Raw genomic sequence first — 21,927 nt, forward strand, 5'->3', positions numbered from 1 at the left:
CCAACATCAGGCGGCCTTGTCATATCCAGAACACGCAAGGTAAGCTCACGCTTGCTTTGGACGCCAGTCCAAAATGGTGACGCGGGGTGGAGCAGCCCGTTCGGCCTGAAATTGATCCACAGGATCAATTCCTTGACGGCCTCACCTCATCAGGCTACGCCTGACTTCGCTCCCGGGCCACAAACGCCCGGTTCAAATGGTGACGCGGGGTGGAGCAGCCCGGTAGCTCGTCAGGCTCATAACCTGAAGGTCGTTGGTTCAAATCCAACCCCCGCAACCAACTTCAAACTTCTCAGCAATCAACATTCAACGCCGCGCACTTCAGGGTCAGCTGGCGGGACGCATGCGTCCCTGGCCGAGGTAGCTCCTCGTCCTGCGGACCATAAGCTGAAGGTCGTTGGTTCAAATCCAACCCCCGCAACCAACAAATCCCCTCAATCGATAGATGCAGGACGCCAGATGTACCCCGATCTGGCGCGCCAGACTTTTATTCTCCTGGCGGAATTGGTTCGTCGCCGATGCTTGAGCATGAAAACGACGGGGAACTAGTTCAGGCTTTGCGGCATGGCATCGTCATGATGATTGGTCGAAAGGGCCATATTGCGCGTTACAGACGCGAGCATGTGCGCTTGCCAAGAGACGCTAGCAAAATGGTGATCCCGACAGGATTCGAACCTGTGACCCCCAGATTAGGAATCTGGTGCTCTATCCTGCTGAGCTACGGGACCGCCAATGCGGATATAAACGGTTCCATTGGCTTAGCCAACCGTTTTGGTGATATTCATGCGCGGCTTGCAGCGGTTTCCGCGATGCGGATCCAATAGGCTATGCCGTGGGGGAGGGCATCGTCGTTGAAGTCGTAAGCAGGATTGTGGAGGCTGGCCGTATCGCCATTGCCTGTAAAGATGAATGCTCCCGGCCGCGCGATCAGCATGTAAGAGAAGTCTTCACTGGCCATGAGAGGACGAAGCTCGGTATCGACCTTTGAAGTGCCGGCGACTTCCTGTGCGACCTGGATCGCGAAATCTGTCTCCGCGTCATGGTTGACGGTCACGGGGTAATTGATCTTGATCTCGACGTCAGCGCGCACGCCAAGTGCAGCTGCAACACCCTCTGCGATCTCCTTGATGCGCTTGTAGGTGTTGTCGCTGACCTCCTGTCGCAGGGTACGTATCGTTCCGCCAAGGAATGCGCTTTGCGGGATGATGTTGTGGGTGTCGCCGGCGTGGAACTGGGTCACAGAAACTACCACAGCGTCGAGTGGATCTGTGTTGCGGGACGCGATTGTCTGCAAGGCCTGTACGATCTGACTTCCGGCGATGATCGGATCTGCGCCCGTATGCGGCATGGCAGCATGTGCGCCTTTGCCGTGCAGGGTAATCTGAAATTCGGCGGTCGCCGCCATGATCGGGCCGGGGCAGATGGCAAATTGCCCAACTGGGAGACCAGGCATGTTGTGCATGCCATAGACCTGATCGATCCCGAAGCGCTCCATCATGCCATCGTCAACCATGGCCTTTCCTCCGGCACCGCCCTCTTCGGCTGGCTGGAAGATCGTGACGACCGAACCTGAAAAATTACGCGTCTGCGCGAGATATTTGGCGGCACCGAGCAACATGGTGGTGTGGCCGTCGTGCCCGCAAGCGTGCATCTTTCCCGGCTTGGTTGATGCGTAAGGCGTGCCGGTCACTTCGGTGAGGGGAAGGGCATCCATATCCGCCCGCAGACCGATGGTCGGACCATCACCCTGCGAGCCGCGAATGACGGCAACGACCCCTGTTCGACCAATTCCGGTAACCACCTCGTCGCAACCGAATTCCCGAAGTTTGGTCGCCACGAATTCAGCGGTCTCGTGCACGTCGTACAGGAGTTCGGGTATCGAGTGGAGATGACGGCGCCAGGCGGTTACTTCATCGTGCATAGTGGTGACCCGGCTTAGAATCGGCATTATACAGTCCTCGTCATACTCCAGCGTATGCCTGTTGCTCGTATCGGCGACAGGCCCTACGGGTTCTTTGCCTTCTTGGCGTCACATAGATTAAATAGCAAGATCGGACTTTCGATACAGGGACAGCTGCGGCGTTGGCGCGTTTCTTACCGCCGGCAATTTGGTGTCCCACGGTACGGCAAGGGCGGTTCACGATGAAGTTCAGGTCTACGATTATCGCAGGATTGCTGCTGTCTTTCGCGTCAGGAAGCGCCGCGGCGGGGCCGGCGATATTGTTGGACCTTGATAGCGGCAAGGTGCTCGAACACGAGGATGTGTTTGCGCCCTGGTATCCGGCTTCTCTTACCAAGCTCATGACGACCCTGGTGGTTTTCCGGGCTGTAAAGGCCGGTGAAATTACCCTTCAATCACCCGTACGCATTTCTGAGCGGGCTGCCAAAGAGCCGCCGAGCAAGATGGGTTACAAACCCGGTACCGTTATTACCTATGAAAATGCGATCCGCATCCTGATGGTGAAATCTGCAAATGATGTCGCCACCGCGATCGCAGAGAGCTTGACCGGCACACGTCAGGCGTTTGCGGCGCGTATGAATGAAGAGGCCAAGCGCCTCGGAATGACGTCTACACGCTTCGTCAATGCACATGGCCTTCATGCTGATGAGCAGGTGACGACCGCGCGAGATCTTGCCATTCTCGCCATGGCGGTCTGGAACGAGTTTCCGGAGTATCACGAATATTACGGGATCGAGGCGTTAAAGGCGGGAACGCAAACCCTCGACAATCACAACGATCTCATCATGCGCTTCGATGGCGCGAACGGTATGAAGACGGGCTACACATGCCCGTCCGGATTCAATCTGATTGCCACTGCGGAACGGCAGGGCAGGTCCCTCATGGCCGTGGTGATCGGTGAGCCGACAGTAGAGGCGCGCGCCGACAAGGCTGCCAACATGCTGGCGCGAGGATTTGAAACGATGGGGGATTCCTCTCCGTTCATTGGTCAGCTGCGCGCTTCGGGGAAGGAGGCTGCAAGCCCTCCCAATCTGCGTCCCGTTATCTGTACCCAGGAACATTGGAAGGCGGTGGAAGCGGCGCGCGGCCCAAGCGGCAAGCCCAAATACACCTCGCCGCATCTGAAGGACCTGCCGCAGCGCGAGCGTGTGGCTGTTGCGATCAGTACGGGAGCCACGGGACCAGAGTCGAAAGCTCCGCGCTATGCTAATGTGCCACTTCCGACCCCGCGTCCTGAATACACTCCAACAAGCGTCGCGGAAGGCGGCTGATTTATGCACAATACTCCTATTGCGGTATCGGTCCTGACGGGGTTTCTCGGTGCGGGCAAGACGACTTTGCTCAACCGGCTTCTGAAAGATCCAGCGCTCGAAAATACCGCTGTCATCATCAATGAGTTTGGCGAGGTCTCGGTCGATCACATGCTGGTCGAACAGGCCTCCGATGGGATCATTCAGCTCGCCGATGGTTGCCTTTGCTGCACCGTTCGCGGCGAGCTGGTCGATACGCTGGCTGAGCTGATCGAAAAATCGCAGACCGGCAAGATCCAGCCATTGAAGCGGATCGTCGTCGAGACGACGGGTCTTGCGGATCCTGTTCCGGTCTTGCAATCGATTATGGGCGATCCGGTTCTCGCGCGGATGCTGCGCCTTGACGGCGTTATCTGTGTCGTGGACGCGGTGAATGGTGCGGCAACGCTCAGCGCGCATGAGCAGGCTGTCAGGCAGGCAGCCGTTGCCGATCGGATCGTCATTTCAAAGGCAGAGCTTGCGGAGCCGCACGAAGAGGCCTCGCTGCGGGCACGGCTATCCGTTATCAATCCATCCGCAGAGGTACTGGATGCCGGGCGCGGCGAAGCGGGTGTGAGCCAGTTGTTTGAATGCGGTCTTTACAATCCGCAGACAAAGACAGCGGACGTCCGGCGCTGGCTGGGTGAAGATCAGGCCCATAACCATCAGCACCATGATCATCACGATCATGATTGCGAGGGGCATGGATGCACTCACCACCACCACCATCACCATGATGAGCGGGTAAAGAGCATTTCGCTGGTGCACGACAAGCCGGTCTCCTACTCGACGGTCGAGATGTTCCTTGATCTGCTGCGTTCAACGCAAGGAGAGCATCTACTGCGCATGAAGGGCGTGATCGAGGTGGTTGAGGACATGGACCGCCCGCTCGTTATCCATGGCGTGCAGAAATTGCTGCACCCGCCCGCATGGCTGCCAGAATGGCCGGAGGGACCGCGTGGTACGCGGCTCGTGCTAATCGGTTATGATCTTTCGGAAGACTATACCCGCAAGCTCTTCTCAGCTTTCGTGGGGGAGCCAATGATTGATACCGCCGATGGTGCGGCACTGTCCGACAATCCACTGGCAATAGCAGGCTTCAAGGCCTGAGACACAGGCTTGTCTGACGCGGAGGCCGGGGTATCGCACTCCGGCTTTTTTCTATCGTCAACAGCGCTCGATTAGGAAGCGATGAGAGCCATCGGCAGCGGTTTCGCTGCTGATGAGGCGGTGCCCGCTGTCGTTGCAGAAGGCGGGAATATCGATGACCGCCAGCGGATCTGTGGTTTCCACCCAGATGCGGGAGCCGCGCGGCATCCCTGCCAGTCTCTTGCGCGTGCGCAGGACAGGCAGCGGACAGTTAAGTCCCTTCAAATCATAAACGTCATGACTTCGCGGCTGCACGACTTATCCGCCAAACATGCCGAGCAGGCGGCTGCGAAGCCCGGGCTTCTCCGAAACAACCGTCTCGGCCTGTGCGGCTCCCGTAGCTTCGGCAATGCCGCTTTCTGCGCGGGCAGTCGCTGCAGGCGTAGGGACCTCTGCAACGGTGGCTGGAGCTTGAGCCGGGGCGGTGGTCTGTGCGGGACGCTGCTGCTCCGCGAGCATCACCTGGGGCCGCTCCAAGGTTGGGGGCTCGCGTGAAACGCGTTCTCCGCGTGCGCGTCTGCGTGACCAGTCAGCAACGAGGCTCGCTTCCTTGAAGCCGGCGATCGTAGGGGCAGGGCTCTTGTTGCTCTTCTTGCCGAGCGCTGCCTGGAATGCGCTGTCATAGGTCTTCAGATAGCTGCGGTAGGCGATCTCAAGCGACTGCGGCTTTGCCAGAGACGGGCATGCGGCAACCGGATTGAGCGGACGTCCATCAGTCGCAACCGAGTTGAAGACGTAACGCTTGCCACAAACGTCTACCTTGGGCGGGACCTTTGTGATTTCGAAGTGGTCATAGCCTTCCTTCAGCATGGTCCAGAACTCGTAGTTCGGATCATCCTTGTAACGCGCCATATTTGCCGGCGTCATGCGGAAGGGAAACGCCTGGATCTGGAACGATTGCTGGCCGCCTTTGAAGGCGTCGCGCGCAAATGCGTAGATTTCCTCGACCTGCTTGTCGGTCATGGAGTAGCAGCCTGCGGATGAGCAGGCACCATGAACCATCAGGTGCTGGCCGGTCCGGCCATTGGCGCGATCATAGCTGTTTGGAAAGCCGATATTGAACGCCAGATGATAAGACGAGCGCGGGTTCATCTGGTGCGGGCCGACGGAATAAAAACCTTCCGGAGCCTGGCGGTCACCTTCGATGAATTTGGGGCCAAGTCGTCCCGACCATTTGCAGATATCGTAGGAAGCGGCCAGATCGTAGCGGCCATTGTCCTTTTGCTTCCACACTTCCAGAACGGCTTCTTCCTTGAAGATGCGGACCATAATCGGCGAAGTTGAAGACATGCCCTTCGCCTTGAGCGACTGCACCACTCTCGCGGGCAACGGCTTGTTAGCCTTCTCGCTTGAGGGCGCAATATCTTCGAGCGTGCCGTTGCAGCCAGCAAGAAATAGGCCTGCAATCATAAGCCCGATACTGACAATTCTGGTCGTCATGGATCGCGATCTGCTCTGGTTTCAGGAACCGGACCTGAGTGTCCGGGCCAAACACGCCCCGGAACACACCATAGCCCGGTTAACCTTGAAAAAACCTTACCGCAAACTTTACGGTTGGCCACCGCCAGGCGGAAGGCATGCGCGCAAGTTTGTAGGGAATGCTGTCAGACCTTTTGTGGCAAAAAAGGGGCCGCAATCAGAGCGTGCGGCCCATTGCCAGGAATTTTTCGCGGCGATGTTCGCGGTAATCGATCGGTTCAGCGCCTAGTTCGGCGAAACCCGTGGCGATCTGTTCGCCAGCGGCCCTTATGACGACGTCCGGCGCGCGATGAGCGCCGCCGAGCGGCTCGCTGATGATCGCGTCGATGATCTTCAGGCCCAGAAGGTCCTGAGCGGTGATCTTCATGCTGGTAGCCGCGTCTTTCGAACGGGTGGTGTCGCGCCACAGAATAGAGGCGGCACCTTCGGGCGAAATGACCGAATAGATGGAATGCTCGAGCATGTAGACCTTGTTCGCAACGGCAATTGCAATTGCGCCCCCCGAGCCACCTTCGCCGATCACGACAGAGATGTTCGGCACCTTCAGGCCAAGGCAGGCAGATGTCGAGGTTGCAATGGCCTCAGCCTGACCGCGCTCTTCCGCGCCAATGCCAGGGTAAGCACCGGCGGTATCAACGAGGCTCACCACCGGGATCCCGTAGCGGTCGGCCAGTTCCATGATGCGGACAGCCTTGCGATAGCCCTCAGGCCGCGCGCTGCCAAAATTATGCTTCAGCCGGGTCTGCGTGTCGTTACCTTTTTCAAGGCCGAGAACCGCGACGGACTCGCCACGGAAGCGGGCAAAGCCGGCGACCAACGCCTGGTCCTCACCAAAAGCGCGATCCCCTGCAAGCGGAGTGAAGTCCGAGAAGAGCCCGCGCACATAATCGAGGCAATGCGGCCGGTCGGGATGACGTGCGACCTGGACCTTTTGCCAAGGGGTCAGCTGCCGATAGGCTTCGCGCAGCGCGTCCTGCGACCGCTTCTCGAGCCGGGCAATTTCGTCTCCAACGTCGACTGCCTCGCCGCTCTCGGAAAGCTTCTTCAGTTCGAGAATCTTGCCTTCGAGGTCGGCAACGGGTTTTTCGAAATCGAGATAGTTGAACATTCGCCGTGTCGTGTCCGAAGGATGGTTGGAGCGAGAATGCCCCGGAAATTTGCCATGCGCGGGCGTAAACGCACGCCTCACATAACGGTCATAAGGCTAATCGGCAAGCGGATGATGCTTTGTGACCAGTTCGATGAGCCTGTTTTCGAGTACGTGGGTGTAGATTTGCGTCGTTGAAATGTCGGCGTGGCCCAGAAGTTGCTGCACCGCGCGCAGATCCGCGCCGCGTTGAAGCAGGTGACTTGCGAAGGCGTGACGCAAAACGTGAGGCGAAACTTTTGCGGCGGGGATGCCGGTTCGTGCCGCCAGTGCTTTCAGTTCACGGGCAAATACCTGGCGGGACAGGTGCCCGCTTTCAGAATCAGCAGGAAACAGAAATGCGCTCTCTGCGCAGGAGGGGACCGTGTTGCGAGAGGCAATCCACTCCCGCAGCGCTTCTTTCGCCTTAGGTGACAAAGGCACGATGCGATCCTTGCCGCCCTTGCCCCTGACCGTGAAGAACCGCTCGTTTCTGAGGGCAACCGCAACCGGCAGAGAAACGAGCTCGGATACGCGCAATCCGGTGGCATAAAGCGTCTCCACCAGTGCGTGGAGGCGGAAGGCCGCGAAACGTGCAGCGTAATCGTTTGCCTCAATCTTCTCGGCTTCAGCGCGGGACAGAAGTTTCAAAACCGCGTCCTCCTGCATCGTCTTGGGGAGTGAAGCAGTTTTTTTCGGCGAGTCGATCACACTGGTCGGGTCATCTTCGCGAAGACCCTCCGCATGCAGAAACTTGAAGAACTGGCGCAGCGCGGAAAGTTTGCGCGCCTGGGAGGAGGCGACAAAACCGCGTGCCGAAATGTCGTCGAGCCACCGGCGTATATCCGTCGGCGTTAGGTCGTCGAGGCGGCCGCCAAAGAACTCGGCGGCGTCTTCAAGATCACGACGATAGGCCTCAAGCGTGTTTTCGCTCGCCCCTCGTTCAGCGCTCATCATTTCCAGAAAGGTTTCGAGCCGGACGGCTGCTTTCATCTGCTGTCTCTCCGTCCCTCCGCTCGCAAATTGTACAATCACCGCGTTTCCGAATGGTGAACCGTTCCGGAACCCAGCGGAGGTGATGTGCGTTTCTCTGGCGAAAGGTAAAAAGGTCATGGAACACATCGCCGCATTCATCCTCGCCGTAACATGTTCAGGTGATCTGAAGGATTGCCACGAGCTTCCCGCTCCTTTGCCTGTTTATGAGACCTATGCAGATTGCACCTCTGACCTGCCAGCCGTTCGCCAGCGGTTTGAGACGTATCAGAACCTGCATATTGCCTGTTTCGAGGTCGATCCTCTTTTGGCCGAGGTCGACGCGGAAATCGTGTGGGATGTCACAGTGGAGGACGGATTGACGGCGAGCGTGGAACCGATTGAGGCTGAAGAGGTTCTTGTAGCGTCGAAGCAGCCGCACAACGGTTATTCAGAGACTTTGCATCCTTAGGTGGTGGCGCTCTTGAAGCAGACGTTGTGTTGGGGCATCGTCGTTCCGGAAGGGGCGGATCCAACACCCAGGAGGTTGTAATGAGGAATATGTTGTTCGCGGCCGTTGCCGCTCTGACGATGGCAGGCTGCACGACTGCGGAGCAGGCGGGTACGGTTGGCGCCATCGGTGGTGGTCTTGTCGGCGCCGCTGTAGGTGGCACTGAAGGTGCGCTGATCGGCGTTGTTGCTGGCGGTGCCGGTGGCTATCTGCTGGGTCGCGCATCAGATCGTCCAGGCTATTGTAATTATCGTCACGCACGCACCGGTCGCGTCATCGTCGACCGCTGCTATTGATCGATAGGCATAGAGATTGAGGGCTCGGGTTACCGGGCCCTTTTCTTATGCGAAAGCGCGCATTGCTCCCGGGCCGGGGGTAGCACCTGGCGGGCACTTTCCCAAGATGATCATTCCGAGCACTTCGTCCTTCGTGACATCTTGCGTCCGCGCAGTTCCCACCACCTGACCGTTCTTCATCACACAGACGCGGTCTGACAAATCAAACACGTCGTGAATGTCGTGGCTGATCAGGAAGATGCCGATGCCATCGGCCTTCAACTGTTTGACCAGTTCGCCGACCTGCGCGGTCTCCTGAGGCCCAAGTGCAGCTGTGGGTTCATCCATGATCAGGATCTGGGCGTTGAAGTGAATGGCCCGTGCAATCGCTACCGATTGGCGCTGGCCACCGGAGAGCTTGATGACGGGCTCCTTGAAGCGCTGGAAGCGGGGGTTGAGCCGCCCCATGACCTTGCGGGTCTCGGACTCCATGGCGACATCATCCAGCGTGCCCCATTTTGTACGGATCTCGCGTCCGAGGAACAGATTGGCTGCCGCATCGACATTATCGGCAAGCGCCAGGGTCTGGTAGATTGTCTCAATGCCGTACTTCTTCGCGTCGCGCGGGTTATTGATGATGGCTTCTTCCCCTCTCACGAAGATTTCGCCGGCATCGCGCTTGTAGGCGCCGGAGAGAATCTTGATCAGGGTGGATTTGCCGGCGCCATTGTGTCCGAGGAGCGCGACGACTTCTCCCGCATGCAGGTCGATGGATGCGTCGTCCACGGCGTGAATGCCACCAAAGGAGATCGAAATGTTGCGCATTTCAACAAGAGGCGTTGAGGGCTGGTCCATGATCTTCTCCTCAGCCGATGCGGCGGCGATAGACAGTGTCGAGCCAGACGGCGATGACGAGCGCCAGACCGACGACAATGTTCTGCAACGGGGTGTCGACACCGAGCAGGATCATGCCCGTGGCAAGGGATTGCATGAGGACAGCGCCCAGCATCGCGCCCGCAATGGTGCCAACGCCGCCTGAGAGAGACGTGCCGCCAATGACGGCAGCAGCAATGACAAGCAGCTCATCGAGCGTACCTTGGGCGTTGGTCGCGGCATTGAGACGGGCCGTCGAAATCAATGCGCCGACCGAAGCCAGGCCGCCCATGAGCATGAAGATCTTCATCGTCACCCAGCGGGTGTTGATGCCAGCCAGGGCAGCTGCTTCCGGATTGCCGCCAATCGCGAAGACATAGCGACCAAAGCGGGTTCGGGTGGTCACGAACGTCATCACGATGCCGACGGCCAGCGCGATCAGCACCGGAATTGCGATCCCGTGGGCAATGTAAGCACCCTCTGGAACCTCCTGACCAAGGGCCTGATAGTAGCGGCGGACGATGCCAACAGGCCATGGATAGGAATTTGCGACCCAGACACATGCGAGGATGACACCGCACGTGACCGTTCCAAGGAAAGCCTCGGCCCATAATGGGCGCAGGGGGAAGCGGAAGCGCTTGCGCTGGGTTCGCGCGTTCATCAGCAGCCAGATGATGGCTGCGCATGCGATGATTCCGATGATCCAGCTCCAGGTGGAGCCTATTGCCCCATCAGGGCCGCCGCCCATCAGGCGGAAGGTGGCATCCATTGGAGCAACCGTGCGACCGCTCGTCACCCACCAGGCAGCACCGCGCCAGACCAGCAGACCGCCCAGCGTAACGATAAAGGCGGGAACGCCAAGATAAGCGATCACGTAGCCATGCAGAGCCCCGATGGCGACGCCCACAATCAGGCCGGCGATTGCAGCCAAAATCCAGATGGAGGGAGAGCCGAAGCCGAGATATTGCGGCAACAGTTCCGCCTGGGTCACGCCCATGATCATCCCGGTGAATCCGAGGATTGAACCAACCGAGAGGTCGATGTTGCGGGTGACGATGACCAACACCATACCGGTTGCCATCACGGCAACGGAAGAAGATTGGACTGAAAGGTTCCAGAGGTTTCGTGGAGTGAGGAACAGTCCACCGGACAGGACGTGGAACAGCGCCCAGATGATCAGCAGCGCGCCGACCATTCCAAGCATCCGGGTGTCGAGTTCAGTGTCTTTGAGGAAACGCGCGACCGGCCCAAGGTGGCTCGCTCGTGCCCGGTCAACAGGGGTCTGAGCCGTTGCGTCCGACATATCGTCCTCCCGTTTCCGGTCGGCCTTCTGTGGGACGCACCGGATCATTCACTTGACCAGACGCCGCGGGGATCGTCAAACCGCGGCGCCGGTTCCCAAAGCGGGAAAATCAGTCGCAGGCTGCGACAGTTCCAGCCTGCACACCCTGGCAAACCACGTCCTTGGATACCCAGCCCGCATCAATCACGGTGGCGAGGTTGTCCTTGGTGATTGGGTTGGGTGCGAGGAAGATCGCGTTCATCTCAATGCCGTTGGGGCCATCTGACCATTTAACCGCACCTTCAACTTCCTCGAGCGACTTGCCGTCTGCGAGTTGATTGGCGATTTCCGCAGCGGCCTTGCCGAGTTCGCGCGAGTCCTTCCAGACCGAGACGGTTTGGGTGCCAAGTGCGATGCGGTTGAGAGCAGCGTGGTCGCCGTCCTGGCCCGAAACCGGCACCGAGCCAGCAAGCCCCTGTGCTTCGAGAGCAGCAATTGCGCCACCAGCGGTGCCGTCGTTCGAAGCAACCACTGCATCAACGTTGTTGTCGTTGGCGGTCAGGAACTGCTCCATGTTGCGCTGGGCGTTCGCAGGGAGCCAGCCATCCGTATAGGCTTCGCCGACATTCTTGATCTTGCCGCTGTCGATGGCTTCCTTCAGGACTTCCATCTGGCCGGCAAACAGGAAGTCTGCATTGGGGTCGGCGCCATTGCCCTTGATGAAGACGTAGTTGCCTTCCGGCTGGACGTCGAAGACAGCCTTGGCCTGCAGGCGACCAACTTCCTTGTTGTCGAAGGTGAGGTAGAACGCATCCGCGTTCTCGATCAGGCGGTCATAGCCAACAACAGGAATGCCCTCGGCGACGGCTTTTTCAACTGCGGGGCCGATGGCGCTGGCATCTTGAGCCAGAATGATGAGAGCGTCCGCGCCCTGCGCGATCAATGCTTCAACGTCTGTGAGCTGCTTGGAGGCGGACGACTGCGCGTCAGCCGAGATGTATTTGTTGCCGGCGGCTTCCAACGCAGCCTTGATCGCAGCTTCGTCCGTCTTCCAGCGTTCTTCCTGAAAATTGGACCAGGACACGCCAACAGTCTTACCTTCTGCCAGAGCCGCCGCGGACAGAGTAAGCGACAGCGCGGCACCCGCGAGCAACGCGGTTGCAAATTGTTTCATGACTCTCCTCCCAATCGGGCCTGTTAGGCACCAAACGAAACCCTTTTTTTCGAGCTTCGAAAAAATGAATGACTCAGCATTGTCTGCATGTCAATATCTCGCGTGCGCACTGTCTTTTCCGGTTCGCGGAGACTAAACCCCGCTGAACTGGAATCTGGGAGGAGATTGGAATGACGGTCGGCGTGCGGCACGACGATCTGCGCAGGCGTAACCGGGCGATGGTGATCGCAGCGGTGCGCGGCGGAGGTCAGCCATCCCGGACGGAAATCGCTGCCGCAACGGGCCTCAGCAATTCGACGATCTCCACCATCTCTGCTGATCTGATCACGGAAGGTGTTTTGACGGTTGTTCCGGCTATCGAAAACGGGATCCTGAAGCGAGGACGCCCGCAAGTGGCGCTTGGGCTGCATCCACGAGCCGCGAATGTCATCGCCGTTACCTTGTCGCTGAATTCCCTTTCGGCGGCGATTATCGACTATTCGGGCAAGGTGATCGTGCACGAGTTCAGGCGGCCCTCGACGCTGACCATGAGCGCGGACGAACTGCTCAATGCATTAGCCGAGCTTGTCCAGTCAGTCATCCTTCGTATGGGGCAGGACCTTGCACCGCTGCTGCGTATGACGCTGGCGATACAAGGCATCACCGATTCCTCAAAGCGCGCGCTTTTGTGGTCTCCAATTACGCCACACAGCAACATCGACTTTGCCGATTTTTTCGAGACCCGCTTCAGGGTACCGGTCACCGTCGAGAATGACTGTAACATGATCGCAGTGGCGCTCAGGGCACGTTCGCCGGAACGCTACGGCAAGAACCTCATAACGGTGATGCTGTCGGACGGGATCGGTATGGGGCTGATCCAGCGGGGCGAGCTTTTTACCGGATCGCGGTCATCCGGTGGGGAGTTCGGTCACATGATCCACATCCCGGATGGCGCCCAATGTCGCTGTGGCCGCCGCGGATGTGTGGAAGCCTACGCCGGAAATTACGCCATCCTTCGCCATGCGCGCGGCGAATGCGAAACTGCTCAGCCTGCTGCGGATATCGACCATCTGACGATGACCGAAATGGCAAATGCGGCGCGCAACGGTGAGGGGCTTGAGCGAGATGCGTTCAAGAGGGCCGGCGAGGCGCTGGGCTTTGCGCTGGGCAGTCTCTTTGCGTTGTTCGATCCGGCGCCTGTGGCGTTCGTCGGCCTTGGAACATCTGCCTTTGACCTGATCGAGCCGTCTATTCGAAACGCGATCGCCCGTACGGCGGGCGGTCAGCATAATGCAGAGTTCGACTTCGCGATCCAGGCGGATGAAGCGCCTCTGATCCGCGAGGGGGGCGCCTATCAGGCGCTGACTTATCTCGATCAGACCGTGTTTGCGGCAAGCCCGCCGCTGCAAGTTCTCGATCTGGCCTAGAAGAAAAAAAGAGCCCCCAACGGCTATACGCTGGGGGCTCTTTCTGGCTTAGCCAGAATTCAATCCTCTTCGACGAAGACTTCTTCGCGCTTCTTGCGTACCGACGGCATGAGGACGATTGCCAGGACCACCAGCGACATGACCAGCAATGTCGCGCTGATCGGGCGGGTCAGGAAGACTGAGGGGTCGCCCTTCGAGATGATCATCGCGCGCCGCAGGTGCTCTTCCAGCATCGGCCCGAGCACAAAGCCGAGCAGCAATGGTGCTGGTTCGCAGCCAAAGCGGACGAGTGCGTACCCAAGAGCGCCGAAAAGCGAGAGGGTATAGAGATCATACGGGTTCGAGTTGATTGAGTAGATCCCGATTGCTGCGAACGCCATGATGGCCGGGAAAAGAAGATAGTAGGGGATCGTCAGCAGTCGCACCCAAAGGCCGATCAGCGGCAGATTGAGCAGCACCAGCATCAGATTGCCCGCCCACATTGAGGCGATGATGCCCCAGAACAAGTCAGGGTTCTGATTAACGACGTTAGGGCCGGGCACGATGCCCTGGATGATCATGGCACCGATCATCAGCGCCATCACGGGGTTGGCAGGAATGCCGAGGGTCAGCATCGGGATGAATGACGTCTGAGCACCCGCATTGTTGGCTGACTCGGGCCCGGCGACACCTTCAATCGCCCCGCGACCGAACTCTTCCGGCGTGCGAGAGAGGCGTTTTTCCACCGTATAGGAAGCGAAGGATGCCAGGATCGCGCCGCCGCCCGGCAAAACGCCCAGAATGGATCCGAGGGCCGTGCCGCGCACGACGGGGGCGGCCATGCGGCGGAAATCCTCGCCGGAAGGCCACAGATTGGCGACCTTCTTCACCATCACGTCGCGGTCCGTTTCGCTTTGAAGATTGCGCAGGATTTCGGCAATGCCGAAGATGCCGACTGCCACAGCCACGAAATTGAGCTCGTCTGAAAGCTGAGGAATACCGAAGGTGAAACGCTGGGCTCCGGAATAGAGGTCGGCACCAACGAGGCCGAAAAGGAGCCCGATGACGATCATCGCTGTCGCCTTCAGGATCGAGCCGTGGGCGAGGGCGATGGCGCAGATGAGACCGAGGACCATCAGCGAAAAATATTCGGGAGACCCGAAATTAAGCGCTGCCTTCGCGAGCGGCGGGGCAAAAAGCGCGAGAATTACGGTCGCCACCGTTCCGGCAAAGAACGAGCCAAGTGCCGCAGTGGCAAGCGCAATGCCAGCGCGTCCCTGCTTTGCCATCTGATAGCCGTCAATCGCAGTCACCGCGGAGGACGATTCGCCTGGCAGATTGATCAAGATGGCGGTCGTCGATCCACCGTACTGCGCGCCATAGTAAATGCCGGCGAGCATGATGAGCGAGGTCGCGGGATCAAGGCCCAGGGTGATCGGCAACAGCATAGCGATGGTTGCCGTCGGACCAATGCCCGGCAGCACGCCGACAAGCGTTCCCAGCAGACAGCCGAGGAAGCAGAACATCAGATTGTGCGGCTGCAGCGCGATGGAGAGGCCCAGATACAGGTTCGATACGAGATCCATCTCAGCGAACTCCGAAGATTGGCCGCGTCCAGGGCTCTACAGCGGAGCCGAACACGCGAAGTGGCAGGCCAAGACCGATGCTGAAGACAAGGATGCAGAAGATCGTGAGGCCGACCGACAGGGCGACTGCAGCGAGGAGGGACATGCGCCGGCTGGCGAAGGAGGTGACGAAGGTGGTGATGAGCAGAACGGGTGCTATTCCGAGCGGTCGTATCAGCAGCCCGAAAAGCACGGGCACGCTGAGGAGCACCGGGATGCCGCGCCAAGGCAACGGACCGCGTTCCACGTCTGGATGGCTCATTCCCTTCAGGATGGTGGCAATGCCGAAAACGATCAAGATGCCCGACAGGACGATCGGAAAATAGCCAGGGCCCATGCGCCGGGCTGTTCCGATATCCAGCCCGTAAAGTGTCATGAGACCGAAAAACAGGCCGATCGCGACAAAAATGCTCCCGGCTCCAACATCACTTCTGTTGAAGGTCATCGTCTCTCCTCTCCGAAGAAATCGCCGACGCGACGGGGGCGTCGCGCCGGCGAGACTGCCGAAGCAGATGATCAGTCGGCGTAAACGCCGGCAGCTTCGATCAGCGGCTTCCAGCGCGCGATTTCAGACTCTACCTTGGCCTTGAGCGCGTCAGGCGTGGCGTTCTCTTCCGGCTCCGGGCTCGTGGCGAGGGCGGCGAAGCGCTCGATCACGTTCGGGTCCTTGAGGGCCACCTTGAGCGACTGGCTCAGGCGGTCAACGATCGCAGCGTCGGTTCCGGCAGGTGCATAAAGGCCGTGCCAGATACCAAACTGCATCGAGGCGAGGCCGCCTTCTGCTGCAGTTGGAAGGTCAGGGAGCTGCTCAAGGCGTTCAGCGCTTGTCACTGCGTACGCCTTGACCGCGCCAGCCTGGATCTGGCTGGTCGTGTTGGTTGTCTGGTCGCACATGAAGTCGACCTGGCCGCCGAGAAGATCGGTCATTGCCGGGCCGGTGCCCTGGTAAGGCACCGTGGTCAGCTGGGTGCCAATCTCGCTCATGAACAGCATGCCGCAAAGATGCGAAGCTGCGCCGATGCCAGCATTGGCGTAGGTCACGTCATCTGCATTTTCTTTGACGTAGCTGATCAGTCCCTGCAGATCTTCCGCCGGGAAATCCGGACGGGCGATGATGGTCATCGGAACTTCGGTGACGAGGCCCGCATATTCGAACGATTCAAGCGGATTGTAGGTGAGGTTACGGTAGAGAGTCGCGCTGGTAGCCATGCCGATATGGTGGAGGAGGAGGGTGTACCCATCCGCCTCTGCCTGTGCGACGCGTGCGGCGCCAACCGTGCCACCTGCACCGCCGACGTTCTCAACGATAACTTGCTGGCCCAGATCCCGGCTCATCGCTTCCGCAACGAGGCGCGCAACCGTGTCGGTCGGGCCGCCAGCCGAGAACGGCACGACCATCGAGATGGTGCGCTCGGGGTAGGTTTGAGCGCTGGCAAATTGCGGCAGCACCGCAAGCGCGGCAGCGATGGATAGCGATGCGACTAGCTTCTTCATGAGATCCTCCCGGTGATCATTTTATTGACCGGCAGGCGCAGTTTCCTCCCCGCGCCAGCCCTGGGAGACAGTAGGAAGCTTCTGAAGACACTATTTCAATGCTCTCGACCGCCCTTAAGCGGACTCGACAAGTTCATTGGGAGATGATGGGTAGAAAAGGTAACATCTGCGTCAAGTTGATGTGTCGAGTCTCACACATCAGCTGCTAGTCCGTGTGGTCACGACGATCCAGCTTGTAGCGTTGCATCTTCTCGTACAGTGTCTTTCTCGAAATGCCGAGCTCTTCATATACCGGTTTGAGAGAGCCGCCATGGGCCTGCAATGCGCTGGCAATTACGGATTTTTCGTAGCGTGCCATGCGTTCTGCCAAAGATATTCCGGGCTGCTCGCCGGCTGCAGGGTCAAGACCATCAATGCCCAGACCCAGTACATACCGGTCAGCGGCATTGCGGAGTTCGCGGACATTGCCGGGCCAGTTTCGCCGGGTTACCGCTTCAATGACGTGCGCTGGCGGTTCGAGCGGTTCGCGCCTGTAGCGACCGGCCGCCTCGCGCAACAATTGAAGGAAAAGTATCGGCACATCCTCTCGCCGTGCCGCTAACGGTGGCACCTTGAGGGTCACCACATTGAGCCGGTAGAAGAGATCGGCTCGAAATCGCCCTGCGGCCACTTCCTCTTCAAGATCCACCTGGCTTGTTGCGACGAAGCGAAGATCAAGTGGGATCGGCTCGTTGGAGCCAAGCCGGACGATAACCCGATCTTCAATCACGCGGAGCAATTTCGCCTGAAGGTCGAGCGGCATCTGGCCGATCTCGTCGAGCAAAATCGTGCCGTCGCGTGCATGCTCGAACTTGCCGTAACGCGCGCGGATTGCGCCGGGAAATGCGCCAGCCTCGTGGCCGAATAACTCGCTCTCGATGAGGTTTTCAGGAAGGGCGGCACAGTTGATGACGACGAAGGGCCGATCCGCGCGGCGGCTGATATCGTGGAGGGCTCTAGCTGCGACTTCCTTGCCGACGCCGGTATCGCCGACGATGAGAACGTCAGCATCGGTGCCTGCGACAGCTCTTAGCCGGTAGCGCAGGTCGATCATCGCTTGCGACCGTCCCGGAAGGCGAGTTTCGACGTCATCGCGCTTTCCGGCAGCGGCGCGCAGCAGGCGGTTTTCGAGGACGAGGCTGCGCCGGTCGAGCGCCCGGGCCACCACGTCTGCCAGTTGCTGACCGGAGAAGGGTTTCTCGATAAAATCGTAGGCACCCTCGCGCATGGCCCTTACTGCCAGTTGCACGTCACCGTGGCCAGTTACGAGAATTGCCGGGACATCCGCGTCAATGTCGCGGATCTTGGTGAGAAGCGTCATGCCGTCCATGCCCGGCATGCGGATGTCGCTGACAATGACACCGGCAAAACCGGGAGTAACAAGGTCAAGCGCGGCTTCGGCGGACACTACCTCCTGAACATCGAAACCGGCCAGCTCAAGCGACTGGCGGGTGGAACGGCGGATGTCTTCCTCGTCATCCACCAGGAGAACTGACGGCTGCTTCATTCTGCAGCCTCGCGGGATGACGAGGCCTCATCTTCCTGGAGGATAATAGTCGCGATGGTGCCGCCCTCGTGGTGCTGTTCGACGGACAGGGTGCCTCCGAAATCCTTGGCGATGTTGTAAGAAATTGAAAGCCCCAGCCCGAGGCCCTTTCCGACGCCCTTTGTCGTGAAAAACGGGTCGAAGATCCGCCCGGCTATCGCTTCCGGCACCCCGGGACCGTGATCTCGTACGGTGATTGAAATTTTGTCCGGCTCTGCGCGCTGCGCCGAAAGGGTGATGGTACGGTCTTTGGTGCCTTCGATTGCGTCGGCCGCATTGGAGATGACGTTTACCAGCACCTGTTGCAGACGGACCGTTCCCGCCTTCACCCATAAGGGCTCGCTGCCGAGGTCGAGTGTAAGAGCAGCATCGGCAGCTTTTAGCCTCCAGCCAACGATCTCGAGCGTTGCGTTGACAATGTCGTCGAGCAGGACCGGTCCCAGTTTCTCATTCGGCTTGCGCGCAAAGTTGCGCAGATGCCGGCTGATTGACGCCATCCGCTCCGTCAAGCTGGCGATGCGTTGGACGGCGTCTCCGGCTTCGTCCAGTCGCCCGCGCTCGATGAATTGAGCTGCGTTGTCGGCATAGGTTCGGGTCGCGGCCAGCGGTTGATTGAATTCGTGCGAGAGAGCGGCGGCCATTTGGCCTAGTGCTGCAAGCTTTCCCGCCTGGACAAGATCTGATTGCGTCTTCCGAAGAACCCGCTCGGTTGCGCGCCGCTCTGCAACTTCAGCCTGGAGGAGTTGGTTTACGTCCGCAAGATCAGCGGTGCGTTCCGCAACCCGCTGCTCGAGCTCTTCCTGCGCTTCACGCTGTACCTGAAGCCGTTCCGCCAGCCGGGCACGGCGCTCAAGCCAGACGGCAAAGCCCATTGCTCCAAGGGCCACCAGAAGGACCAGTGCTGCGATGGTTGTGAGCACCTGCGTGCGGACGGATGCGGTATCGAGTAGGACCTTCACGGTCCAATCGGCCTCGGGCATCAACTCGGTGACCGCCAGATATTGTCGCTGTCCCTCTGCACCCGTGATGGTGAGAAGGTCATGCCCGTCTTGCGACTGGCTCCGGACTACGGGGAGTTCGCGAAGCTCCGCATTTGCGTAGCGACGTGTCGCCACGGTTCGGGCAAGCCGGTCAGGCGTCAGCGGCTGGATGGCAGTGAAGAGCCAGTCCTGGCGGCCGGACATGAAGACAATGCCCTCGGGATCGGTGACGATGATCTCATAGTCACTTCCCCGCCAGCTGCTCTCGATGGCGTCTATGTCCACCTTGAAGACGACGACACCGGAGACACGCTGATCGGTTACAATCGGGGCGCCGAAATAATAGCCGCGTTTAAAGGATGTTGTGCCAAGCGCGAAGAAGCGGCCCTTCCCACCATCGAGCGCGTCGCTGAAATACGGGCGATAACTGAAGTTTTCTCCGATGAAGGTCGGGCTTTGATCGAAGTTAGATGCAGCAAGTGTGACCCCGTCCGTGAGCATCACATAGATGTCGGACGATTCGAGCAGCGAATTGATCTGTTTGAGGAACAGGTTGATCTCATCGACCTTTGTACGGTCTTGAGGATTCGCAACAAGCTGCTTGATGTCGGGATCGTCTGCGATCAGTTCCGGCAGCTTCTCGTATCGGGCGAGCTGCCCACGCAACGCGGTGACCGCAAGCCCCAGCGTGTTGCTGCCGCGGGCGGCAGCTTCGTCGAGGTAGCCCGCGGTAGCATAACGATGTCCAAAGCTGGCGATCAGCAGGCAAAGGGCGAACGCGACTGCCCCCAGGATGATCAGATGTCGCCGCCGGTTCCGGTTCATGCGTTATGTCGTTCCTCCCGAAATGATCATAACGCCGGATTTGTCGCGGTGTCGAATGCCTAATGCTTGAGCACGTCCGCCCATTCAGGATGACGCTGGAACTGTGCGGCTGCAAACGGGCATAGCGGCAAAATTGTCTTCCCGGCAGCGCGCGCGTCCTCTACGGCCCTCGCTACCAGCCGAGCGCCGATACCTTGGCCTCGGAACGCATCAGGGACCATGGTGTGGTCGATGATAATCTGGCTTTCGCCGATGCTGGTGTAGGTCATCTCGGCTTCAGCGCCGTCCGGTCCTTTCACCAGATACCGCCCCTTGGTGCCGGTCAGTTCAAGCTCGATCGGTAAATCACCTGTCATCACTCTGTCTCGCTCCGCTGGAGGCCAGGAAGCGCTGGGCTGCTTCCATCTCTACCGGACGGACTTCATGTCCGCCGTCGTGCCATATTGTTTCAACGATCGCGCCATGTCGCCCGAAATCGGATTCCAGGCGCTGCGTCTGGGGCGCGGGGCAAATCGGATCGTGACGACCGGCCGTCATCAGTATCCTCGTATCGGCCAGCGTTCCTTCCACCTTCGGTTCGAACGGGATCAGTGGGTGCATCAGGACGGCGGCGTCGAACAGGCCTGGCTGCGCGAAGATCGCGGAGGCAAGGATGTTCGCGCCGTTCGAGTAACCGAGACCCAGAACCGATGAAGGCTTTATTTCGGCGCGGTGTGCTTCGACGAAAGCCAGCATCTTCTCCGTCGCGCGCGCGAGGTCAGCCATGTCGTAAACGCCTTCACCGGTGCGGCGAAAGTAGCGAGCAGCGCCAAATTCCGAAACGTCCCCGCGCGGGGCGACGATGGTCGCATCCGGCGCAAGATGGCGTCCGATGCTGAGGAACTGATTTTCATCTGCGCCGGTGCCATGGAACACGAAGAGCAAAGGCCCGCCGGTTTCCCCGGCGGTCTGCTTGTAGGTGTAGTTGTCGATGGCCATGGTCATTCCCCTAGCGGCTGGAGGTGGCTCTCAAGGAAGCTGCGCAAATGCTCGTGCTGCGTGGGAAGCTTGAGAGCTTCGCCGAGATGCGCGGTGTCCTCGTCGCGATCAAAACCCGGTTCGTTGGTGGCAATTTCGAATAGGATGCCGCCGGGCGTGCGGAAGTAGATCGCCCAGAAGTAATCCCGGTCAATGACAGGCGTTACCTGGTAGCCCGTATCCATCAACGCCTTGCGGACTTCGAGCTGCTTCTCCCGATTTTCAACCGCAAACGCGACGTGGTGGACCGAGCCCGCACCCTGGCGACCATGATTGACCATCGGCAGGGTTTCGAGGTCGACGTAATTGGCTCCGTTACCCGCTCCCCTGACAGCGAAGCGGCGGACGTTCCCCGCCTTCTCCACTTCCTCGTAATTCATGAACTTCAAAAGCTCGGCGGTCGCATCGGCATCCTGCAGCCGCATCGACACCGAATGGAAACCGCGAATAGCTTCATCGGTGCCTACGCCGCCATTGGTCCACGGTGCCCGTCCATCCTCGGCAGCTTCCACGAGTACAAACCCGTCACCATCGGGACCGTCAAATGCCAGGCGCTTCTCGCCGAACCGCTCTTGCGGGCGCACATTGGTGACGCCTTGGTCAGCAAGTCGCTGCTCCCAATAACGAAGCGTGCCGTTTGGCACTGAAAAGGCGGTCACACCCACTTCACCGGTTCCTTGACGGCCACGTGCCGCGTGGGGGAACGGGAAATATGTCATTACGGAGCCAGGCGTTCCAACCTCGTCACCGTAGTAGAGGTGGTAGACGTCAGGCGCATCGAAATTGACGGTCTTCTTGATGCGGCGCAGCCCCAGCTTGTGCGTGAAAAAGTCATTGTTCGCCGCAGCGTCGCGAGCAAGCGATGTGACGTGATGAAGGCCCTTGATCTGTTCGAGCATGATCGGCTCCTTTTCTAAGCACCGCCT

General features: G+C 59.3%; 21 protein-coding genes and 2 tRNA genes. 6 read left to right on the top strand and 17 right to left on the bottom strand.

Translation table 11 applies throughout. The annotated features are described in order from the left end of the window. Positions 1-203 precede the first annotated feature (203 nt). Positions 204-280, top strand: a tRNA-Met gene (locus IOD40_RS12045). A gap of 371 nt (positions 281-651) precedes the next feature. Here IOD40_RS12045 and IOD40_RS12050 read toward each other — a convergent pair. Both IOD40_RS12050 and IOD40_RS12055 read right to left on the bottom strand, forming a co-directional pair. After that, positions 652-728 (bottom strand) — tRNA-Arg (locus tag IOD40_RS12050). Positions 729-781: 53 nt separating this feature from the next. Next, on the bottom strand, positions 782-1,948 hold the full coding sequence (locus tag IOD40_RS12055; protein ID WP_198476793.1) for a M20 aminoacylase family protein: 1,167 nt from the start codon (positions 1,946-1,948) through the stop codon (positions 782-784). A 194-nt stretch (positions 1,949-2,142) separates the two neighbouring features. Between IOD40_RS12055 and IOD40_RS12060 the strand changes: the two genes are divergently transcribed. Continuing rightward, on the top strand, positions 2,143-3,231 hold the full coding sequence (locus IOD40_RS12060; protein WP_198476794.1) for a D-alanyl-D-alanine carboxypeptidase family protein: 1,089 nt from the start codon (positions 2,143-2,145) through the stop codon (positions 3,229-3,231). A 3-nt stretch (positions 3,232-3,234) separates the two neighbouring features. Beyond that, a complete protein-coding gene (locus IOD40_RS12065; protein WP_198476795.1) occupies positions 3,235-4,359 on the top strand; it encodes a CobW family GTP-binding protein in 1,125 nt (374 codons plus the stop codon). Positions 4,360-4,416: 57 nt separating this feature from the next. On the opposite strand, the gene IOD40_RS12070 is transcribed toward IOD40_RS12065, so the two are convergent. The 4 genes from IOD40_RS12070 to IOD40_RS12085 form a co-directional block, all read right to left on the bottom strand. After that, on the bottom strand, positions 4,417-4,653 hold the full coding sequence (locus IOD40_RS12070; protein WP_198476796.1) for a sulfurtransferase TusA family protein: 237 nt from the start codon (positions 4,651-4,653) through the stop codon (positions 4,417-4,419). A gap of 3 nt (positions 4,654-4,656) precedes the next feature. Next, positions 4,657-5,838, bottom strand: coding sequence for a L,D-transpeptidase family protein (locus IOD40_RS12075; protein ID WP_198476797.1), 1,182 nt, complete (start codon positions 5,836-5,838; stop codon positions 4,657-4,659). Positions 5,839-6,034: 196 nt separating this feature from the next. After that, entirely contained in the window at positions 6,035-6,985 is a 951-nt protein-coding gene (locus IOD40_RS12080) for an acetyl-CoA carboxylase carboxyltransferase subunit alpha (RefSeq protein WP_198476798.1), read from the bottom strand. 96 nt (positions 6,986-7,081) lie between these two features. Beyond that, positions 7,082-7,996: a site-specific tyrosine recombinase XerD gene (locus IOD40_RS12085; protein WP_198476799.1), complete on the bottom strand. Its 915-nt coding sequence runs from the start codon at positions 7,994-7,996 to the stop codon at positions 7,082-7,084. Between the two features lie 118 nt (positions 7,997-8,114). Between IOD40_RS12085 and IOD40_RS12090 the strand changes: the two genes are divergently transcribed. Beyond that, positions 8,115-8,447, top strand: coding sequence for a hypothetical protein (locus IOD40_RS12090; RefSeq protein WP_198476800.1), 333 nt, complete (start codon positions 8,115-8,117; stop codon positions 8,445-8,447). Between the two features lie 80 nt (positions 8,448-8,527). Further along, the gene (locus IOD40_RS12095) at positions 8,528-8,782 is read left to right on the top strand and encodes a hypothetical protein (RefSeq protein WP_198476801.1); all 255 of its coding nucleotides are present in this window, start codon (positions 8,528-8,530) and stop codon (positions 8,780-8,782) included. 45 nt (positions 8,783-8,827) lie between these two features. Here IOD40_RS12095 and IOD40_RS12100 read toward each other — a convergent pair whose 3' ends face one another. The 3 genes from IOD40_RS12100 to xylF form a co-directional block, all read right to left on the bottom strand. Continuing rightward, entirely contained in the window at positions 8,828-9,616 is a 789-nt protein-coding gene (locus IOD40_RS12100; RefSeq protein WP_198476802.1) for an ATP-binding cassette domain-containing protein, read from the bottom strand. A 10-nt stretch (positions 9,617-9,626) separates the two neighbouring features. Next, entirely contained in the window at positions 9,627-10,937 is a 1,311-nt protein-coding gene (locus IOD40_RS12105; RefSeq protein WP_198476803.1) for a sugar ABC transporter permease, read from the bottom strand. Between the two features lie 109 nt (positions 10,938-11,046). Beyond that, positions 11,047-12,090: a D-xylose ABC transporter substrate-binding protein gene (xylF, locus tag IOD40_RS12110; protein ID WP_198476804.1), complete on the bottom strand. Its 1,044-nt coding sequence runs from the start codon at positions 12,088-12,090 to the stop codon at positions 11,047-11,049. A gap of 170 nt (positions 12,091-12,260) precedes the next feature. On the opposite strand from xylF, the gene IOD40_RS12115 reads away from it, so the two are divergent. Then, positions 12,261-13,496, top strand: a complete 1,236-nt coding sequence (locus tag IOD40_RS12115) for an ROK family protein (RefSeq protein WP_198476805.1) — start codon at positions 12,261-12,263, stop codon at positions 13,494-13,496. Positions 13,497-13,555: 59 nt separating this feature from the next. Here the strand turns inward: IOD40_RS12115 and IOD40_RS12120 are convergent, their stop codons facing one another. The 8 genes from IOD40_RS12120 to IOD40_RS12155 form a co-directional block, all read right to left on the bottom strand. After that, positions 13,556-15,061 (bottom strand): tripartite tricarboxylate transporter permease, encoded by a 1,506-nt coding sequence (locus tag IOD40_RS12120; protein WP_198476806.1) that lies wholly within the window; start codon positions 15,059-15,061, stop codon positions 13,556-13,558. Position 15,062: 1 nt separating this feature from the next. Next, positions 15,063-15,545, bottom strand: a complete 483-nt coding sequence (locus IOD40_RS12125; RefSeq protein WP_198476807.1) for a tripartite tricarboxylate transporter TctB family protein — start codon at positions 15,543-15,545, stop codon at positions 15,063-15,065. Positions 15,546-15,616: 71 nt separating this feature from the next. Then, the gene (locus IOD40_RS12130; RefSeq protein WP_198476808.1) at positions 15,617-16,594 is read right to left on the bottom strand and encodes a tripartite tricarboxylate transporter substrate-binding protein; all 978 of its coding nucleotides are present in this window, start codon (positions 16,592-16,594) and stop codon (positions 15,617-15,619) included. Between the two features lie 205 nt (positions 16,595-16,799). Beyond that, positions 16,800-18,140, bottom strand: coding sequence for a sigma-54-dependent transcriptional regulator (locus tag IOD40_RS12135; RefSeq protein WP_198476809.1), 1,341 nt, complete (start codon positions 18,138-18,140; stop codon positions 16,800-16,802). Continuing rightward, positions 18,137-19,984 (bottom strand): sensor histidine kinase, encoded by a 1,848-nt coding sequence (locus IOD40_RS12140; protein WP_198476810.1) that lies wholly within the window; start codon positions 19,982-19,984, stop codon positions 18,137-18,139. The genes IOD40_RS12135 and IOD40_RS12140 overlap by 4 nt, the downstream gene beginning before the upstream one ends. A 59-nt stretch (positions 19,985-20,043) precedes the next feature. Beyond that, complete coding sequence (locus tag IOD40_RS12145) at positions 20,044-20,340, bottom strand: GNAT family N-acetyltransferase (RefSeq protein ID WP_198476811.1); 297 nt, start codon at positions 20,338-20,340, stop codon at positions 20,044-20,046. Further along, positions 20,330-20,962, bottom strand: coding sequence for an alpha/beta hydrolase (locus IOD40_RS12150; protein WP_198476812.1), 633 nt, complete (start codon positions 20,960-20,962; stop codon positions 20,330-20,332). Before IOD40_RS12150 ends, IOD40_RS12145 begins: the two co-directional genes overlap by 11 nt. A gap of 2 nt (positions 20,963-20,964) precedes the next feature. Continuing rightward, positions 20,965-21,900, bottom strand: a complete 936-nt coding sequence (locus tag IOD40_RS12155) for a VOC family protein (RefSeq protein WP_198476813.1) — start codon at positions 21,898-21,900, stop codon at positions 20,965-20,967. Positions 21,901-21,927 lie beyond the last annotated feature (27 nt).

Source organism: Aquamicrobium zhengzhouense (assembly GCF_016124105.1).
GTDB lineage: Bacteria > Pseudomonadota > Alphaproteobacteria > Rhizobiales > Rhizobiaceae > Aerobium > Aerobium zhengzhouense.

What these genes read in the sequence shown, in the direction of transcription:
- IOD40_RS12145 (WP_198476811.1), bottom strand. Translation starts at nt 20,340, where the DNA reads ATGACAGGTGATTTACCGATCGAGCTTGAACTGACCGGCACCAAGGGG.
- IOD40_RS12055 (WP_198476793.1), bottom strand. Translation starts at nt 1,948, where the DNA reads ATGCCGATTCTAAGCCGGGTCACCACTATGCACGATGAAGTAACCGCC.
- IOD40_RS12155 (WP_198476813.1), bottom strand. Translation starts at nt 21,900, where the DNA reads ATGCTCGAACAGATCAAGGGCCTTCATCACGTCACATCGCTTGCTCGC.
- IOD40_RS12095 (WP_198476801.1), top strand. Translation starts at nt 8,528, where the DNA reads ATGAGGAATATGTTGTTCGCGGCCGTTGCCGCTCTGACGATGGCAGGC.
- IOD40_RS12125 (WP_198476807.1), bottom strand. Translation starts at nt 15,545, where the DNA reads ATGACCTTCAACAGAAGTGATGTTGGAGCCGGGAGCATTTTTGTCGCG.
- IOD40_RS12150 (WP_198476812.1), bottom strand. Translation starts at nt 20,962, where the DNA reads ATGGCCATCGACAACTACACCTACAAGCAGACCGCCGGGGAAACCGGC.
- IOD40_RS12090 (WP_198476800.1), top strand. Translation starts at nt 8,115, where the DNA reads ATGGAACACATCGCCGCATTCATCCTCGCCGTAACATGTTCAGGTGAT.
- IOD40_RS12120 (WP_198476806.1), bottom strand. Translation starts at nt 15,061, where the DNA reads ATGGATCTCGTATCGAACCTGTATCTGGGCCTCTCCATCGCGCTGCAG.
- IOD40_RS12080 (WP_198476798.1), bottom strand. Translation starts at nt 6,985, where the DNA reads ATGTTCAACTATCTCGATTTCGAAAAACCCGTTGCCGACCTCGAAGGC.
- IOD40_RS12130 (WP_198476808.1), bottom strand. Translation starts at nt 16,594, where the DNA reads ATGAAGAAGCTAGTCGCATCGCTATCCATCGCTGCCGCGCTTGCGGTG.
- xylF (WP_198476804.1), bottom strand. Translation starts at nt 12,090, where the DNA reads ATGAAACAATTTGCAACCGCGTTGCTCGCGGGTGCCGCGCTGTCGCTT.
- IOD40_RS12135 (WP_198476809.1), bottom strand. Translation starts at nt 18,140, where the DNA reads ATGAAGCAGCCGTCAGTTCTCCTGGTGGATGACGAGGAAGACATCCGC.
- IOD40_RS12075 (WP_198476797.1), bottom strand. Translation starts at nt 5,838, where the DNA reads ATGACGACCAGAATTGTCAGTATCGGGCTTATGATTGCAGGCCTATTT.
- IOD40_RS12085 (WP_198476799.1), bottom strand. Translation starts at nt 7,996, where the DNA reads ATGAAAGCAGCCGTCCGGCTCGAAACCTTTCTGGAAATGATGAGCGCT.
- IOD40_RS12140 (WP_198476810.1), bottom strand. Translation starts at nt 19,984, where the DNA reads ATGAACCGGAACCGGCGGCGACATCTGATCATCCTGGGGGCAGTCGCG.
- IOD40_RS12060 (WP_198476794.1), top strand. Translation starts at nt 2,143, where the DNA reads ATGAAGTTCAGGTCTACGATTATCGCAGGATTGCTGCTGTCTTTCGCG.
- IOD40_RS12105 (WP_198476803.1), bottom strand. Translation starts at nt 10,937, where the DNA reads ATGTCGGACGCAACGGCTCAGACCCCTGTTGACCGGGCACGAGCGAGC.
- IOD40_RS12115 (WP_198476805.1), top strand. Translation starts at nt 12,261, where the DNA reads ATGACGGTCGGCGTGCGGCACGACGATCTGCGCAGGCGTAACCGGGCG.
- IOD40_RS12065 (WP_198476795.1), top strand. Translation starts at nt 3,235, where the DNA reads ATGCACAATACTCCTATTGCGGTATCGGTCCTGACGGGGTTTCTCGGT.
- IOD40_RS12100 (WP_198476802.1), bottom strand. Translation starts at nt 9,616, where the DNA reads ATGGACCAGCCCTCAACGCCTCTTGTTGAAATGCGCAACATTTCGATC.